A 16,463-nucleotide genomic window follows, 5' to 3' on the forward strand; every position below is an offset into this window, starting at 1 on the left:
ACGGCAGCGGGGGCGCATCCGCCGTGCCGAGGGGCCCAACACGTGCCTGCAATCGGGGGGGACCGGCGCGCACCGCCATCGGGGAAGCGCTAGAGCGTGGTGACAAGAGGGAAGCCCAGATCGCCGTCTGCCTCTTACACGGCCTCTCTTCAGAGGAGGCTGATTGGGCGCGGGCGATCTGACGGAGAATTGGCGAGCTGCGGTCGGGGCATCGTTGCCGGCAGGGCTAAATTTTCAGAAACTGGCGGAGAGAGGGAGAAGATTGCCAGTTTCGAAATCGAGCAAGGACCGGGCGGTTGCGCACCCCGTGTGGGCAGAAGCTGTACCAGACTAATGGGCCGGTCAAGCCGGCACAATTGAACACCCGAAATGTCAGGGCAATCAGCATTGCAATCAACTGCATGGAGACAAGCTGACTGGATACGACGTGGCCCTTGAAAGCTCAGGGAGGGCAGCTTCGGAACTGGCGACATCAGCCGCCTCCCATCCCTGCTAAGGTTGGTAGCGGTGTTCGATTAATCCTTGCAGAGGCCCTCGAATGGCCAATACTCGCTGATGAAGCTTGGGCAAGCCCACCAAAATCTGAGCATTCAGTGGGGCAGGATATAATCGGGCCACAATGAGGCGTCGGGAAGCGGCGAAACCGGCACGCCTGATGATAACCGTGGGGTTTCCGGAGCGGCCATTGCTATCACGACAGCATCCTCGACTTGCAGCTGTCCTTCGACACGATCAGGACAGACCCCACGCGTTATGACGATGCTTGAACCGCCGCCCTTTATGGCGACACGCGAAATACCAGGCCCGAGCTCGGTCGTGATGAGGTCTGGGGCGTCTGAGGGATGCGGCCCCGCCTCGTCGCGAACATCCCTGTCGGACAAGATGGCCTGGTAGAGTTCGAGAAGCTCCGGCCCTTCGCTCTCCTGCGGCCAGAGCACGGCATTCGCGATTCCCCGCTTGCGAGTCATTAGGCGCTGCAGGAGGCAGTCGAAAGAGTTCGGGCCAAGGCGCGGATGCACTGAAAGCGGAATATGAATGGTAACCGGCCTGCCTTGGCCGATGCGGTGGGTTCGGTCGTTGCATTGCTCTTCGACCGCAGGGTTCCACCAGCGCGTCAGGTGAATCACATGGTTGGCCGCCGTCAAAGTCAGTCCGGTGCCGGCCGCGCGCGGACCCATCACAAGCACATCGAAGCCTTGGTCTTCCACCAGATGCCGCTGGAACCGGTCTGTGATCTTTTTTCGGTCGTCGATGGGAGTGTCACCATTGATGACATAGACGCGTTCCAGCCCGAACTCGATCTTTATCAATTCAGCAAACCAGGCCTGCACGTCACGGTTTTCGATGAAGACAAGCGCGCGCTCACCGCGCGATTTGATGTGCGCCAGAATGTCCATTGCCGCGGACAAACGGGCCGATGCCGCCGTAAACGTGCCCGGAACCTCGCCTTCAACGAGACCAGGATGCAGCGACGTGCGACGAATGTGATGCAGAAGCGCGAACATGCCGCCGCCCTTGCCCCGGATCTCGTCGTATCGGATGGCCTGCACCTCTGGCATAATGCGGGGGTGAAGGATCCGGACCTTCGGCGGCAGGTCGGGTGCAGCGTCCTTTTTCAGCCGACGCAGCGCAAGCGGCGGCCGGCCGCATTGACCCGAGAAAAGCGCAGCATGAAGCTGCTTCATGCGCTCTTCGCGCGGCTCGTCGAAAACCCGGCGAAACTCGGCGAGCGGGCCCAGCGCCAGCGGGAAGAGCTGATCCATGATCGCCCAGATATCGCGCGTGGCGTTCTCCACGGGCGTCCCGGTGAGGCCGATGCGGAAATCGGCGAGGACGGCCTTTGCTGCCTCCGAACGCATGGCAAACGGGTTCTTCAGATTCTGGATCTCGTCAAACACGACCACGGCGAAGGGCGCTTCCGAAAAGGAGACGGCATAATTGGCAACCGTCTGGTAGGTCGCGATCACGAGGCAGGGCGAATTCTCGATCGAAGAGAGGTCGAGCCGGGCCGTGCCATCATCAATGTCGCGCCCGCGCTGCGCGGGGCGCTTCCATCGCTTGAGGTGCTGACCAAAGAGGCGGACCGGCTCGCCCCAGAAGTCGGGATCGACATGGGTGGCACACTCTGCCTCCCAATTTCGCAGCAGGGAGGTCGGCGCGACGATGAGGAAGGGTCGGGACGGCACTTCGCCATCGACCATTTGTTGCCGCAGCCAGGTCAGGAAGCTCAACGTCTGCAATGTCTTGCCTAGGCCCTGCTCATCCGCGTTCAGGATGCCCGGCAATCCCGTGCTCCAGGCTTGCGCCTGCCACTCGAAGGCCGCGACCTGATAGGGGCGTAGCGTCGTAGATACCTGTGGCGGCAGACTGAACTGCGCTACCGAACCACGTGGGGTGACTTTGGCTCCGAAGTCCGTATCCCAGAAGTTGCTGTGCGTGAGCGGCAGAAATACCGTCTGCGGGTCGCCCGTTGCGGGCGTATCCCCGCGGTTGCGCAGCATCTCCAGCCGCCGCGCCAAAGCCTCGATCACGTCGTCGATGACTGGGATGGCGCCGACGCGATGGGGCACGATCTCCTGACCCACAAGCTTCGCCTCGGCCAGAGCATGCAGCAGGGGCTCCACCTCGTCGTCGTGCAAGAGACCGAGCCTCTCGCCCAGTTCCTCGGTCGTTGTCGCCGGGAGCCAGTTGGTGCCCGACCCCTCCATCATGGCGGGCGCGGGGCGAGCCCACTCGGCGACGGCGATGACGCGCGACGTCCATGCGGCGGTCTTGGTCCATGCCCCCGAGACGGCCCGCTCCAAAGCCTCCTGGTAGCCAGCAGGGCTCATCAGCTCGTTCAGCCGGCCATCATCACGTGCCTGACGTTCGACGGCTTCGGTAATGATACGCTCAGCGTCGCGAATGAAGACACGGCGCCCATTCGCATCCTGCCGGCCCGCAGCGGCGATGGCATCCACCACGGGCATGGCCGAACGATCCAGAATCAGGAATTTTGCCGAGCCGATCCGATAGGCCGGCTGCGCACCGCGCGCCATGGCCTGATGCTGGAATTCGGCCAGTTCTTCGGCTTTGACGGGAGACGCCATCGCCTCCACCGGAGACCCAGACGCGAGGTTTGCGCCGATGAAGGGGAGCGGGGCAAACCGGCTGTCGTCGGCCGCGTCAAGATCGAGGCCGACCCGGTCGCAGGTGACGATCTCGATCTGATCCAGCGCCCCGTCAAGCGCGACCGCCTTGCCTGCCTCCTCCAAGCCGAGAGCTCGGCGAAATGCGCCAAGCGCCAGCCAGTGGTCTTGCAACGTCCCACGTGGATCAAAAGCCTCGGCAATGCCAATTGCCTCGAAGAGCGGAGCCGGAATCCTCAGCAGTTCGGGCCCATCGTGAAGCATAGCGCCCGTCCGCTTGAGGGGCACGGTCCGCCCGCCCTTTTCCCACCACCAGTCCAGACGGAAGTCCGCGCCGCCGAGAGACCCGCGCATGGCCGCCCTGAAGATATAGCGCGTGTTGAGCCCTGGCAGCCCGATAGCGCGCGCGGCTCCGTTGTCCAGCGCAGCGACAAGGCGGTGCGATAGGCGGATCTTCTCGCCGTCGACGGAATGCTCCCCCCGGTCCCGGTCGAGCACGCGCAGTCGCGCCAGCGCCATGGCCACGGCCCGCTCCTCGCGCGGCAATGCATCGAGATCGTATTGCCGGCGCGTTCCGAGAAAAGACAGCAGGCCACGCTTGGGCTGGACGACGGACAGCGTACAGCCGTCGGCGTCGGGGACACATGTGAAGGTCAGGCTCATCCGATTTTCTCGCGGACCCAGTCCATCCATCTTCCTTGCGGATCATGCCAATGAGTATTTTCTTTATCGTCCCGCGGCAAAATTATTTCATTTAATTCGTATTCACCCTGGTATAGATCTGGGGTTCCCCGTTTTCCAAGATCGAAAATGTGAACGCGAAAATTGTGAGATCCCTCTACCACGATCTTTTTGCCAATTTTCATAATAAGAAGGCTTCGATTGGTGGCCTGGCGACCGAAAAATACCCCACCCGCGGGACTATTGGCAGCGTTAGCTGCGCTCCAATTGAGGTTGTCCGCAATGGCTTGCGCATCCTTGCCAAAGGAGGGCCAAGCTTCGTCAATACGTCCGTCCTCATACAGGCCCATCCAGAACCTTCTCCGTGGAGGCCACTGGCTGCCCTGATTCATGTTCGCAGCTGCCTGCGACACAACATCGAGAAAGGCCTCCATGCGCTGGCCGGCCAGCCACCGCAGCAGGATCCGCTTCCCGTCCTCGCCCACCTGCATCCAGAAATGCGGATTCTGATGACGCGGATCACCGCGATGCCCGATCAGTTCATTGAGCAGGAGCGTGCGTAGCGGCTTTGCGGGCATGCGCGCGGTCCAGGGGCGCAGGAGCCGCGCCACGACGGCTGCGGCCCGATCGCCTTCCAGCCGAGGCGCGCTGGCGGGATGTATCCAGGCCAGCATTCTGCGGACCGTCGGCTCGTCCACCGGCTCGGGCGAAGCCGACAGCCAGGCCTCGTGAGCCTCGGTCATGAAGCCCGGCCCATGAGGGGCGAGGATGCCGCGCGCGATCACCGCGCGATAAGGATCGGCCTGCGCGGCCAGCCAGCGACCGAACCGGATGGCCCCATCGGCCGGATCAAGGCTTTCGGGGGTCGCCCGAAACGCGATCTGCCAAAATCGAGGCAGGAAGGCCGCGCGAGCCTGAATGATGCGGGCGAGCTCTGAGGTCCGTGGTTCTCGCGCAACCCAGCCGGTAAGATAGCCATCGCAGAGCGCGCCGAGCAGGGACCTGCGCGTGGTGCACCGAAGCTCGCGCAGCAAAAAGTCTTCGATGTCGGGCGCGAGCGTAGCAAGCCGGCTGGCCCAGGCCCGCACTACCTGCGCCATCTCCCCGTCTGTCAACTGCTTCCAGTCCCATTGCCGGGTCGCCTGCGTCAGGCGGGAAATGAGGATGTTCAGCGCCTCCGGCTTCACCGGCCGCCGATCGCCGAAGCGTTGCCGGACGCGCTCAGCGACTTCCACCAGCCGCTCCGGAACTTGCGGCGGGGCTGGCGCTGGCGGCAGGCGTGCCAGTCGGTCAATCAGGCTCATGGGTCCGCCCTAAGGTACAGGACCGGCCGCGAGCAGCTGTCGCAGACGGGGCAGATCCTCGATCCGCTGCGGCACGAACTGTTCTTCGGGCGGCGCAAACATGATGAAGCGCAGGTCAATGCGCCGGTTGGCGTCGCGGCCAGAGACCGTGTTGTTGTCGCGGATCGGCCGACCCTTGCCATAGCCCGCCACCGAGACGATGGGCTGGTTCCTGAGATTGCGGAAGCCCAGCAATTCGGGGCTTGTCGACACCATGATGGCGTAGATGGCGCTTCCCCGGCTGGAACTGAGGTCCATGTTCAGCACATCCGTGCCCGTGCTGTCGGTGTGTCCCTCGACCTGGAGCGCGTCGATCAATGCCACAGCGGGGTTGCAGGCGGATGCAAGTGTCGAGCGCTCACCCAGCGCGAAACATCTCAGCTCTTCCCTCAGGATGCCGGCGATAATCTCCATCTTGCGGCGACCGAGTGGGCTGGGCGCATAGCTGCCCGATTCGAAGAGCCCGTCACCCTTGAACTCAAGGGCGTCGCCATTACGGCTGATCGAGACGTCGATCGAGGTGTCTGCCGCCTTGATGCGCTTCTGAATGCGATCGAGCATCTTGCCCCGCAGCTCGGCAGAGCGAAAATTGTAGCGCTCGATAGGGTTGCCATCCTGCGCGCTGAGCTGGCGGCGAAGCCGGCGATTTTCCTCCTCCAGTGCGCGCAGCTTCTGTTCGCGGTCGGTGAGCTTGTCCGCCACTGTCTCGAAGCGCTGGCGCGACACGGCGTCCTTCGGCGCGATCTGGGTGGCGAAGAAAGCGAGGAGGATCATAATGATGAACAGGAAGCTCACCATCAGGTCGGTCATCGAGACGAAAGCGGACTCATCGTCCTCCTCGGCACGCCGAATGCGTCGCGCGGCTCTCATGCAGGCAACCGCTCTCGTGGCGGCTCACTTTCCGGCGTGAAGGTCCGGGCGTTTTCGATGACGGCCTGCAACACCTGCAGCGCCTCGGCATACCGGTCGTGGACCCCATCGCTGTGCTGGCGCAATTCGCCGAGTGTGCGCTGGACCTGCTCCAGATAGGTCGAAAACGCCTTCTCCAGGTGGCCATCATAGGCCTTCGCACGGGTCTCGAAATTGCGGATTAGTTCTTCGATGGACTTGGCCGACGTGACCACGATGGTGCGTTCCGCATCGATCGCTTCCTTGGCCGCATCAACCAGGTTCCGGGCGCCATCGGCCATGGCGCGCGCCTGGTCGGCGGTCGCACGCGCGCTGTCCAGAATCGGATTGGATGCCGCGTTCATGCTGTCGGCCGCAGATACCAGTTGCTTCGCCGCCGCCTCGATCCGGTCGACAAGCGTGTCCAAGGCAGACGCCGAACGGCCCAGCGTCGCGCTGAATTGTTCGGACGTCGTTCCTAACGCAGACGACAGTTCCATCAGCTTGTCGGCGGCCCCATCGATCCGCTCGGCCACCTTGTCGAGGGAGGCGCCGATGCGCGCCGTCAGCGTCTGGCCGAGTTCATTGACCATGCCCCCGATCGCTTCCGTCCCGGTTGCCGTCATGCGTTCGAGCGGTTTGCTGAGCTCGGCAATGAGCTGGGTGTTTAGCAATTGCTGCTGGGCCGTCTGTTCCTGGATGGCGGCCAATTGCTTGTCCGCAAGCGCTTCGAGGCTAATGAAATCCATCCGCTTTTCGAGTGTGCGAGCGAGACGGGCGACGGAGCGCTCCAGTTTTTCGCTCAATAAGCGGTATCCGGCGCTGAAGACGATCGAGCAAAACAGCCCCGTGACCGACATGATGAACTTTGCCGACGCCGTGCGGAGCAGCCCTTCGAGCGCGGCGATCATCTGGGCCTGATCGCCACCACCGGCTTCAAGGCTGGCTTGGGTCTGGGCAAGCGCTGCGATGAGCCCGAGGAACGTGCAGAGAAGTCCGATCGACACGAACAGGCCAGGCCATATACGCCAGCCCGCGAGCCCCATATGCAGGTCGTCCAGATTGAAGAAGGCCGACGGCCGAACGGAATTGCGGACATGGCCTTCTCCATGCCGGGACGGCTCGATCAGCGTCTCGCGATACTCGGCAAAGCTTTCGGCGAGATGTCGGGCGTCTTCGCCGCTCCCCCGCCCGATATCGCTCTGGATCTCATGAAGCTGGCTCTGAAACCCGGCGGAATCTCCAGCCGCCTCCACGCGACGGGCTGCCTTGTCCAGCAGCCGCAGGCGCCGATAGGCTGAAAGGCCCATAGCGCATGAGAGCACTGCCAGAAGCGCGAGCAGCGCGAGGCTTATCAGGCCGGGGACAAAATCTCGGGTGATGATCTGTGCGACCCCGAGAATCCCTTCCTTGACCCACGTCCCCCAAAATGCCCAGTCCATCGTTCCCCCAGCGCCAACCGCGCGTAGAAATTGGACGAGAGCATCGATGCAATCAAGCGATCGGAATCAACGAACCGATCCAGATTGCATCGTCCGGCCCTTTAGGCCACGTGACGTTGCCCCCAATTTTATCCAGCGTCACGTTCGTTCTGGCGGGTGGACTTGGCCTGTTCGGCCGGGTGAGCGGCGGGATCTGGCGCGGAGCTTTTGACCTGGCGCAGCGGCAGATCTCTTCGCGGATGGAAGGTGGCGGCGAAGGCGGAGGGGGGTCTGCCAGCCGATTGCGGAGTGCGGGCGTGATCCGTTGTAGTCGGACCGCCAGCTGCCAGGGTCGCTCTGGCCTGGCCGAGCGCCGAGAACAGCGTCTCGTTGAGAAGCTCGTCCCGCAGGCGGCCGTTGAAGCTCTCGAGGAAGGCGTTCTGTATAGGCTTGCCCGGCGCGATGTAGTGCCACTGGACCTGTGCCGCGTCCGCCCAGGCGAGGATGGCATTGGATGTGAACTCGCTTCCGTTGTCGCTGACGATCATCTTCGGCCGGCCGCGCTCGGCCACAAGGCGGTCCAACTCCCGGGCCACCCGCATGCCGGACAGCGATGTGTCCGCCAGCAGGGTCAGGCATTCCCGGATGCAGTCGTCGACGACGGTGAGGATGCGGAAGCGACGGCCACAGGTGAGCTGGTCCGACACGAAGTCGAGCGACCAGCGCTCGTTCGGCCGCATCGGGATCGTCACAGGGGCCCGCGTCCCGATGGCCCGCTTGCGGCCACCACGGCCCCGCATTTTGAGACGCTCCTCGCGATAGAGCCGGAACAGGCGCTTGTGGTTGACCGTGAAACCCTCCCGCCTCAGCAGGACGTGCAGGCGCCGATAGCCGAAGCGGCGCCGCTCGCGGGCGATGGCCTTCATGCGCTCGCGCAGGGCGCGGGCAGGCGCGAAGGTTGCCTGGTCACAATAGCCGAGATCGGTTCGTAATCCCCCAAGCCTGCCACCCTCAATTCGGGAAATAATCCACGGGTACGCCAACGGTCATGGGCCGGGGCGGTGGATCGAAGGGGGCGTTCTTCTCTACCGTGCGCAGGGCCGCGGCGTCGCAGGCGGAGTTGCCCGAAGAGCGGGTCACCTTCAGCGTACCTGGGCGGAGATTTCCGTCGGCTTCGACCGTGAAGGCCACATAGGTGGTGGTTTTCTCGCGCACCGCATTGCGGGCCGCTGGCGGATAGACGAGGTTCTCGCGCATCTTCCTGCTGAGGCTGCGCACATAGGCCTTGAGAATCTCGGCCTCATCGGGGGCTTCAAGCCGCTGCGCCTGCTTCTGCTCCTGGGCGCCCTGGACATCGGCGAGGCCGGGGTTGCCCGACTGTGCTTCTGCCGGCTTCGCCGCCTCTTGCGGTGGCGCGTCCTGCTGTTGCTGCTCGGGGGCCGGCGGCGGGGCGATGGCGCGGGTGCCGTCGGGTGCGGTGTCCTCATCGGGCCGGTCGGGCGCGGCGGTCTGGGCGGCTTGGGTCTTCTGCTCCTCCCGAGCCTCCTCCTGCTGCTTCTGTTCGGGAGCCCCCTTCGATTGCTGGAGCACCTGCTGCTCGGCCTGGGTGTCGGAGATCAGGCCCTGAAGCTCCACCACGAGGAGCTGGTCGTCCCGCGGCTCGGGGGCATCGAAGACGTCCATGAAGGGCACGAGCAGCGCGCCATGCAGGGCGAGCGACATGGCGAGCCCGTGGCCGAGGGTGAAGGGGCCGAAGGGAAAGCTCATGGCTGCGTCCCCTGCGCCGCCGCTCCCCCCGAAGTGGATCCTGCCCCAGCCACGCCCTTCGTCTGCACCCCGACCTTCGTGAAGGCGAGGGTCTTCAGCACGTCGGCGACATCTACGAAGCTCTGGAAGGCCACGGCCTTGTCTGCCCGGATCAGGATGGAGGTGTCCTTCGGCATCGGGGCGAGCCGACCCTTCAGCTCGTCCACCGACAGCGCGATGCCATCGAGGTGCAAGGTGCCGTCCGCCGTGATCTCGATCATGGTGTCCTTCTGCTGCTCCGCCTTCATGGGCGCGGCCTGCGGCAGGCTCACCGGGATCCGGCCCACCGCGATGAAGCTGGCCGTCGTGAGCACCATGGTCAGCAGCACCAGCATGATGTCCACGAATGGGATGACGTTCATGGTCTCGAACGGCTTCTCATCCATGGGCGGGGGCTCCCGCATCGCGGTCGCGGCTCTCGCGGGCGATCTCCCATCTGAGCATCAGAACCTTGGCCCGGCGTAGCAGCGCGTTGTAGGCGACCACCGCCACCAGCGCGACCACCAGGCCCGCCGCCGTCGCCTTCAGCGCGAGGGCGAGACCGACCATGATCTTGCCCGGGTCCGCACCGGCCGAGAGGTCCATGCTGGAAAAGGTGAGCATGATGCCGAGCACCGTGCCCAGCAGGCCGATATAGGGCGCATTGGACGCCACGGACGCCACCACCACCAGCCGCTTCGACAGGTCCAGCTCCAGCTGCTTCACGGAGGCATAGGCCTCCGGGCGCACGCGGATGAAGAAGGCGATGCGTTCCAGCACCACGGCCACCACGAGGATGCTCAGCACCAGCAGGAGGCCGATGACGCCATAATCGATGGCCTCTTTCAGCCAGGTCATGTTGTCCATGCGCCGGCCCCTCAGAAGGTGATGCCGGCCTGGATCAGGCCCACGGTGTTGCCCCGGCTGTAGCCGGCCTGCGCCTCGTTGCCGCCCACGCTCCAGGCAAGATAGGCTTTCAGGAGCAGGTTGCGGCCGGGCATGTATTCGTAATTGCCGTAATAGCCGATGCCGATATCGCCGAGTTGCACATAGTCCGGCTGGGTGATGGTGTAGCTGCCGTCTTCCAGCGCGACGCCACCCACGTCGGCGAAGGCGCTCACCGAATGATGCCAGCCATAGATGTCCGGCAGGGCGTATTTCAGCTCCGGCGTCACCAGCCAGCCGCTGTCGCCCGAAAGCCCCTCGTAATAGCTCCTCACTCCGAAGATGCCGGTGAGGCCAAACTGCTCTGAGCTGTCGAGGTTGCCGGTGAAGGACTTCTGGCCGCGCACATTCACCGACAACGACAGTTTCTCCATCAGCGCCACGGTCATCACGAAGGACGCCGTCAGCTTGGAGAAGTCGCCCTGGGTGTCGGCGCCCAGGAGATTGGCCAGCGCCTGGTCTGGAGCGGGAAAGTCCACATTGCCGAAGGTGAATGCCACCGAGGACGACGTGACGACCGGCATGTTGAGCCAGGGCAGCACGCCGGAGGTTTCCCGGTTCAGCCCCAGCGTGCCCTCGTTGATCTTGCGGTGGGCATAGGAGACACCCAGCGTCTCGTCATTGAGGTTCTTGTAGGTGTAGACGGCGCTGCCCCAGATGGAATCCGCGCGGGAGCGCAGGAAGGGGTAGAGAAGGCTGGCGGAGATGCCGTCCGCGACGCCGGTGGCATCGAGGTTGGCATAGGTGCCACCCAGCGCATAGGTGGTCTGGAAGGCGGCCACCTCCAACCTCAGCCCGTCATAGCCCAGCGGCAGGGCATAGGCGATGCGCCCGTTGAGCATGTCGGTGGAATTGGAGACGAGGCCGTAGGCGGAGAGCCGGTCGCCGATGCCGAGCGGCGAGTTGATGTTGAGCCCGCCGGAGGCGCGCCAGATGCCGGTATAGGGCGTGCCGAAATTGTCGCCCATGAGGAAGCCGTCCACCATGCGCTGCTCGGGCACGTCGAACAGGAAGTCGGACGTACCCTGCGTGGCCCCCGCCCCGATCACCGCGCGGGGCATGCCGGCACCGGCAAGGTCGGAGATGAGCAGCATGGCGCGTTCCAACCGCGCCTGCTCGATCAGCTCGCCGCTCGACACCTTCTGGGCGTCGAGCGTGCCCTGGAGCATGAAGTCTTTCACCCGGCTCTCGTTCTTCACCGAGACCTTGCCGTAATGGCCGGGGACGAGCTTGAAGGTGAGGGTGCCGCTACGGGCATCCTGCTGGGGCACATAGACTTTCGCCACCAGGTATCCGGCCTCGCGATAGAGCGCGGTGACCTTGTCAGCGGCAGTATAGATCTCGGCGACGGTGAGCTTTTTGCCCTCATAGGGGGCGAGCACCGCCCGCAGCTTGTCGTCCTCCACCGTGAGCCCGGCGGTGCCGGTGACGGCGATGTGGCGCACATGGAGCGTCTCCTTGCCGGGTAGCACCAGTTGAGGTTCCGCCAGCTTCGGCAGCACGAGGGGCGCGGCCTGCTGGGGCTGCGGGGCGGCCTGCTGGGACTGCTGCGCATCGCGCACCGCATCGCCGATGTTGAAGGGCAGGCCCTGCGCAAGGGCCGGTCCCGCCGCCAGCGAGAATCCCGCTGCCGCCATGAGCGCTTGCGCCCGACCGAGGGCACCTCTGGGGAGAACGGCACGGCCGGCCGGGCTCCGGGCGGTCTGCGTGGGACAAGATTGGGCGCGGCTCGTGATGCGGCGTGCAGAAGGGCTCATGGCATACCTTGAAAATGCAAGGCGCGGCGAACGCGCGCGACGAATGGTGAAAGGCGAGAACCGAAGAGGCGCGTGGATCATCCCTGCCGCCGACGACAAACCTCGCAGCGGCTCGGAAGCGGTGACGCCCACTCGGGGGATCCATCGCCGACGGCAGGGCACGGGCCGGCCGGGGGCAGTCCGCCCGGCCCGATCCGCAAGGCCCTATCGGGCGGGAGCGGCCGGCTGGGCGGGAGGGGCCGGCGGCGCCCCCGCGGGAGCGGCGTCCTTCTCCAGGTCGAAATGCTGGCCGTCCACGTCGATGGAGCGGATGGACCCGCCGACCCCACCCTTCGGCGCCGAAGCCGGATGCACCTGCTGCGCAGCGCGCTTCTTCCGCCGCTCCTCCTGCTCCTGCAACTGGCGCCAGGATGTCGTCGGCGCCGGGGCGGCGCTGCTGTCGATCTGAGACGCCACCGAAGGTCCGGCAAGTGCCGCCGTTGACGCGCTGCCGGCCTTGGCATCGCGAGCGTTCGGGGGATTCTCTGCGGATTGCTGGGTGCCCGTGGTCGCGGCATAGGTCGCCGCCTGTACGGCGGAGCGGACGGCATCCGTCGCATAGGCCGGAACTACAGGCGGGGTCACTCCCGTGACCGATGAGCCCACCCCGGCTCCATTGCCGACACCACCCGCCTGTCCGGTGGAGGTGGTGTTCCAACTGCTCGACGACACCTCACCGAGGCCGATATTGGCCCCCACAAGCCCACCCGCATTCGTCTCCCCGGAGACGGCGCCCGTCGCGGACGCGCTGGTGATCGACCCGAGGTTATTGCCTGCGATGCCGCCGACATTGCTGGTGCCGGAGGTCGTCCCGCTCGATGTGGCATTGGAAACGCTGCCGGTATTCGCGCCGACGACCCCGCCCACAGCCGTCGTCCCGCTGACGGTCCCGCTCGCGGTGACCCCGCTGATGGTGCCCCCGAGATTGAGGCCCACGATGCCGCCGACGGCGGCGGTGCCGTTTACTGTGCCCGTGACTTGCGCGTCGGTGACGGTGCCGCTGTTCCAGCCGACGATGCCCCCGGTGATCCAGGTGCCCGTCACGCTGCCGCTGAAGGAGGCATCGCTGATGGTCGTTCCATTCGACTGGCCCACCAAGCCGCCCGTGTAGGTGCCCGAATTCGAGACCGTCCCGGAAACGGATATGCCGGTGAACGTGCCACCCTCTGAGGTGCCGACCAATCCGCCCACGGCTTGCCCCGTGGCGGTCACGTTTCCGCTGGTCGAGGCATTTTTCAACGTGAGAGCGTTGGCGTAGCCGATAAGCCCGCCGATCGTGTCGCCCCCCGTCACGTTCCCGCTTGCGGAGACATTGCTGTAGCTGCCGCTGGCGAGGCCGGCGAGGCCGCCAACCTCGTTCTCCCCGGTGACGTTGCCGGTGGCATATGCGTCGCTCACAATGCCACCACCGCCGCCGATGAGCCCGCCGACCGCCGTCGTGCCCGAGACATCCCCGGTCGCGTAGGATCTGGAAATCACGCCGTAGGTGAAGCCGACCAGGCCACCTACATAATTGCCGGAGCTCACCACGGTTACATCCGCATGGGAGTCCTCGATGGTGCTGTAATTCTCTCCGATCAGGCCGCCGGTTCCAGCCCAGCCCGTGGACAGGCTTGTGACGTGCCCGGTCGCATAAGCGTTGATGACTGTACCGTTATTCTCGCCCGCCAAGGAGCCGACGGTAGAATTCCCCGTGATGTCCACGCTCGACAAACCGATGTCGCGGACGATGCTGCCGCTTCCGATGGAGCCGATCAGGCCCACATAGTTGCCGCCAGACGAGATGGTGAGATCGTTGACGGTATGGCCTAAGCCGGCGACATTGCCGCTGAGGCGCGCCACGACGGCACCGTCATAGGTCGTGCCAGAGGCATCGATGTCGTTACCGATGGCGAAGTTTCCTGTCGCCGTGCCAGTCGCGTCGTCCAGGGCCTCCAACTCTGCCATTGTATGAATAAGGGTATAGGCCTGCCCGTTGATGGCGAGGCTCGCATCGGCGCCAGAAAGGGTGATCGCAGCGCCGTTGGCGGTGTCGATGTGGTAGTCGCCGCCATATGTCATCGCGAGGGCAGCGTGGCCGCCGGAGAGGGCCACGCCATCATTGATGTAGATGTCCTTCCCCGCATTCAGGGCGAGACCAGCCTTGTCTCCCGAAGCGGTAATGGCGGCATTCACGTTGATGTCGTTGGTCGCGTTCAGCGTCAGCGTGGTGCCGGCCGACCAGGACACGGCGGCGTTGACGTTGACGTCCCCGTCCTTGCCCTTCCCGTCGGTTGAGCTGATATCCACATTGGTGGTCTCCAGAAGCTTCGACAGCTTGCTGGCGCTGATGTCGCCGCCGAGATTGAGGCCGGTGATCTGGTCCTGCGGGCCGAAGCGGAAGCCGAAGGTGCCGATGGTGAAGCCGTCGGGATCGATCAGCCACGTGCCGGTGGCGCCGAGGGCCGCGAGGGTGGTGAGGCTGGCGGTCTCGTCCACCTTCACCGTGTTCCCGGAGGTCTCGATGAAGCCGCCGTCGCCGCCGCTGGGGGCGGATGCGTCGAGGGTGCCGGACACTCTGGTGGTGCCGCCGTCCGCCTTCAGCTTGATGGAGCCCGTCTTGTAGGTGGCCTTGCCCCCGGTCAGAGAGGCCATGGTGCGGGCCTGGATGATGCCGGTGTTGTTCACCTGCGCGGAGAGCACCGCATCCGCCGCCTTGGCGGTCAGGATCACCTTGCCGCCATCGGCCTTGATGAGCTGCTTGTTCTCGACCAGCGCGTTCATGACGCCATCATCGATGGTCACGTCGAACAGGGAATTGCCGTCGAAATTGAGTGTGATCTTCGAGCCGGACGTGAGCGCCACGGTGCCAAGCGTCGCGGTGATCACGCCCTGATTGGAGACCGTCTTGCCCATGAGCGAGACATAGCCGCCCGGCGCGGCCGTCAGCGAGCCCTTGTTGATGACGGAATTGGTGGAGGAGCCGGAGAAGACGTAATTGCCCGAAAGAAAGTCCTGGTTGGAGATGTCCAGCGTCGAAGCGACGAGGCCGCCGACATTCACCTGGCTGGTGCCGGTAAAGAGGATGCCGGCGGAATTGACGATGAAGACCTGGCCGTTGGCATTGATCGCGCCGGCGATGATCGAGGTTTCATTGCCGGTGACGCGGTTCAGAGTCACGGATGAACTGGAGGGCTGGTTGAAATCCACCGTTTCCGTCTTGCTGACGGAAAAGGACTGCCAATTGATGATGGCCTTGTTGGTGGACTGATTGACGGTGGTGGTCGATCCCGACTGGGAGATGGTTGCCGACCCCGCCACGACATTCCCGCCCTGCGGCGCCGCACTGGCGGGATGGGTGATGAAGAGGGGCGCAAGGGCCGTGGAGGCGGCCAAGAGGCGCGCCAGGCGCCTGGGCCCAGGCGCCGATCCTCCAATCCGGAATACGCCGATCCCTCCTGCATGCCGCCGACTTGGCAGATGGGCATAGGCGCGCACATTCCCGTGCCCGCACGCGCGGGTCTGGACAAGGGTCATCTGCAATCCTTCGAGCGAAATGAGGGGGTTATGAAAGCTGCATGGGGGACGCAATGAACGATGGGGCAGCCGAACGCTATATTCAACGAGATACAGGAATCAACCGCTCAATGCGGGCACGACCGTCGACCGGAGGTTTCATGGTGGTGTGTTGCGATGGCGTCACACTTGGTCCTGGCATGGCAAGCGCCGGTCCGCTACCAGAAATTTATTTCGTTCGAGCGCCGCAATCGCCGCGTCTCATCTACGCTACAACTGATTTCATGATTGTATAAAAATTCAAAATATTTGATTGCGCCAGACACGAACAAAATTAATTGCTTTCGCGTCTCTAATTATAGTCTCACAATGCGCGCATGATCATCGGATATGCGCGCGTATCTACTGACGTATAGACGCTAGACAGCCAGATCGAACACCTCAGGATAGCAGGCTGCCAGAAAATCTTTTCTGAGACGGCCAGCGCCGCGAAAACAGATCGGCGCGAGCTGCGACGCTGCATCGCTTCGCTCAAGGCCGGCGATGTGCTCATTGTCGTGCGGCTCGACCGCCTGGCGCGATCAACGCGCGATCTGCTCAACGTGCTGGCTGTGAGCGAGCGGGGCGCGGCCTTCCGGTCCCTGTCCGATGCATGGGACGACACCACCACGCCGCATGGCAGGCTCAAGCTGACGGTCCTCGGGGGCTTGGCGGAGTTCGAGCGCGAACTGATCAAGACCCGAACCGGCGAAGGACGCATTCGTGCCAAGGCCTGGGGCGTCAAGTTCGGGCGCAAAAGCGTGCTCACTGCTGATCAGCGAGCCTATGTGGCCAAGCTCAGCACTTGCCGAAATGTCTGAAGCCGGACGTCGGCGGTCGATGTCCTCAAGCGTGGCCTTACCTTCGCCCACGCTTCAATCGAGGAGCGGGCTAGTCATCGCGAACGCGCGATCCGACGGCATGAGGCATCGGTGAGGTGGA

Annotated in this window: 10 protein-coding genes and 1 pseudogene; 1 reads left to right on the plus strand and 10 read right to left on the minus strand. The window is 64.2% G+C overall.

Translation table 11 applies throughout. From position 1 onward, the window contains the following. Positions 1 to 590 precede the first annotated feature (590 nt). The 10 genes and pseudogenes from ACT54R_RS07665 to ACT54R_RS07710 all read right to left on the minus strand — a co-directional run bounded on the left by ACT54R_RS07665 (position 591) and on the right by ACT54R_RS07710 (position 15,362). The gene (locus ACT54R_RS07665) at positions 591 to 3,791 is read right to left on the minus strand and encodes a DEAD/DEAH box helicase (RefSeq protein ID WP_476325083.1); all 3,201 of its coding nucleotides are present in this window, start codon (positions 3,789 to 3,791) and stop codon (positions 591 to 593) included. Next, positions 3,788 to 5,113, minus strand: a complete 1,326-nt coding sequence (locus tag ACT54R_RS07670) for an EH signature domain-containing protein (protein ID WP_476325085.1) — start codon at positions 5,111 to 5,113, stop codon at positions 3,788 to 3,790. The genes ACT54R_RS07665 and ACT54R_RS07670 overlap by 4 nt, the downstream gene beginning before the upstream one ends. 9 nt (positions 5,114 to 5,122) lie before the next feature. After that, positions 5,123 to 5,962, minus strand: coding sequence for an OmpA/MotB family protein (locus tag ACT54R_RS07675; RefSeq protein ID WP_476318169.1), 840 nt, complete (start codon positions 5,960 to 5,962; stop codon positions 5,123 to 5,125). 56 nt (positions 5,963 to 6,018) lie between these two features. Further along, positions 6,019 to 7,482 (minus strand): methyl-accepting chemotaxis protein, encoded by a 1,464-nt coding sequence (locus ACT54R_RS07680; protein WP_476325087.1) that lies wholly within the window; start codon positions 7,480 to 7,482, stop codon positions 6,019 to 6,021. 138 nt (positions 7,483 to 7,620) lie between these two features. Further along, a pseudogene (locus ACT54R_RS07685) lies at positions 7,621 to 8,399 on the minus strand (IS3 family transposase); the annotation flags it as partial. Between the two features lie 73 nt (positions 8,400 to 8,472). Beyond that, positions 8,473 to 9,228 carry a cell envelope integrity protein TolA gene (gene tolA, locus ACT54R_RS07690; protein WP_476325089.1) on the minus strand — a complete coding sequence of 252 codons (756 nt, stop codon included), beginning with the start codon at positions 9,226 to 9,228 and terminating at the stop codon, positions 8,473 to 8,475. Then, complete coding sequence (locus tag ACT54R_RS07695; protein ID WP_476325091.1) at positions 9,225 to 9,653, minus strand: biopolymer transporter ExbD; 429 nt, start codon at positions 9,651 to 9,653, stop codon at positions 9,225 to 9,227. Before ACT54R_RS07695 ends, tolA begins: the two co-directional genes overlap by 4 nt. After that, on the minus strand, positions 9,646 to 10,113 hold the full coding sequence (gene exbB / locus ACT54R_RS07700; RefSeq protein ID WP_168461714.1) for a TonB-system energizer ExbB: 468 nt from the start codon (positions 10,111 to 10,113) through the stop codon (positions 9,646 to 9,648). The genes ACT54R_RS07695 and exbB overlap by 8 nt, the downstream gene beginning before the upstream one ends. Before the next feature lie 11 nt (positions 10,114 to 10,124). Further along, positions 10,125 to 11,828: a ShlB/FhaC/HecB family hemolysin secretion/activation protein gene (locus ACT54R_RS07705; RefSeq protein ID WP_476325094.1), complete on the minus strand. Its 1,704-nt coding sequence runs from the start codon at positions 11,826 to 11,828 to the stop codon at positions 10,125 to 10,127. 324 nt (positions 11,829 to 12,152) lie between these two features. After that, positions 12,153 to 15,362: a beta strand repeat-containing protein gene (locus ACT54R_RS07710; protein ID WP_476325096.1), complete on the minus strand. Its 3,210-nt coding sequence runs from the start codon at positions 15,360 to 15,362 to the stop codon at positions 12,153 to 12,155. A gap of 551 nt (positions 15,363 to 15,913) precedes the next feature. Here ACT54R_RS07710 and ACT54R_RS07715 point away from each other — a divergent pair. Beyond that, positions 15,914 to 16,342: a recombinase family protein gene (locus ACT54R_RS07715; RefSeq protein ID WP_476326431.1), complete on the plus strand. Its 429-nt coding sequence runs from the start codon at positions 15,914 to 15,916 to the stop codon at positions 16,340 to 16,342. The last annotated feature ends 121 nt before the right edge of the window (positions 16,343 to 16,463 follow it).

This window comes from Xanthobacter sp. DMC47 (genome assembly GCF_056313845.1).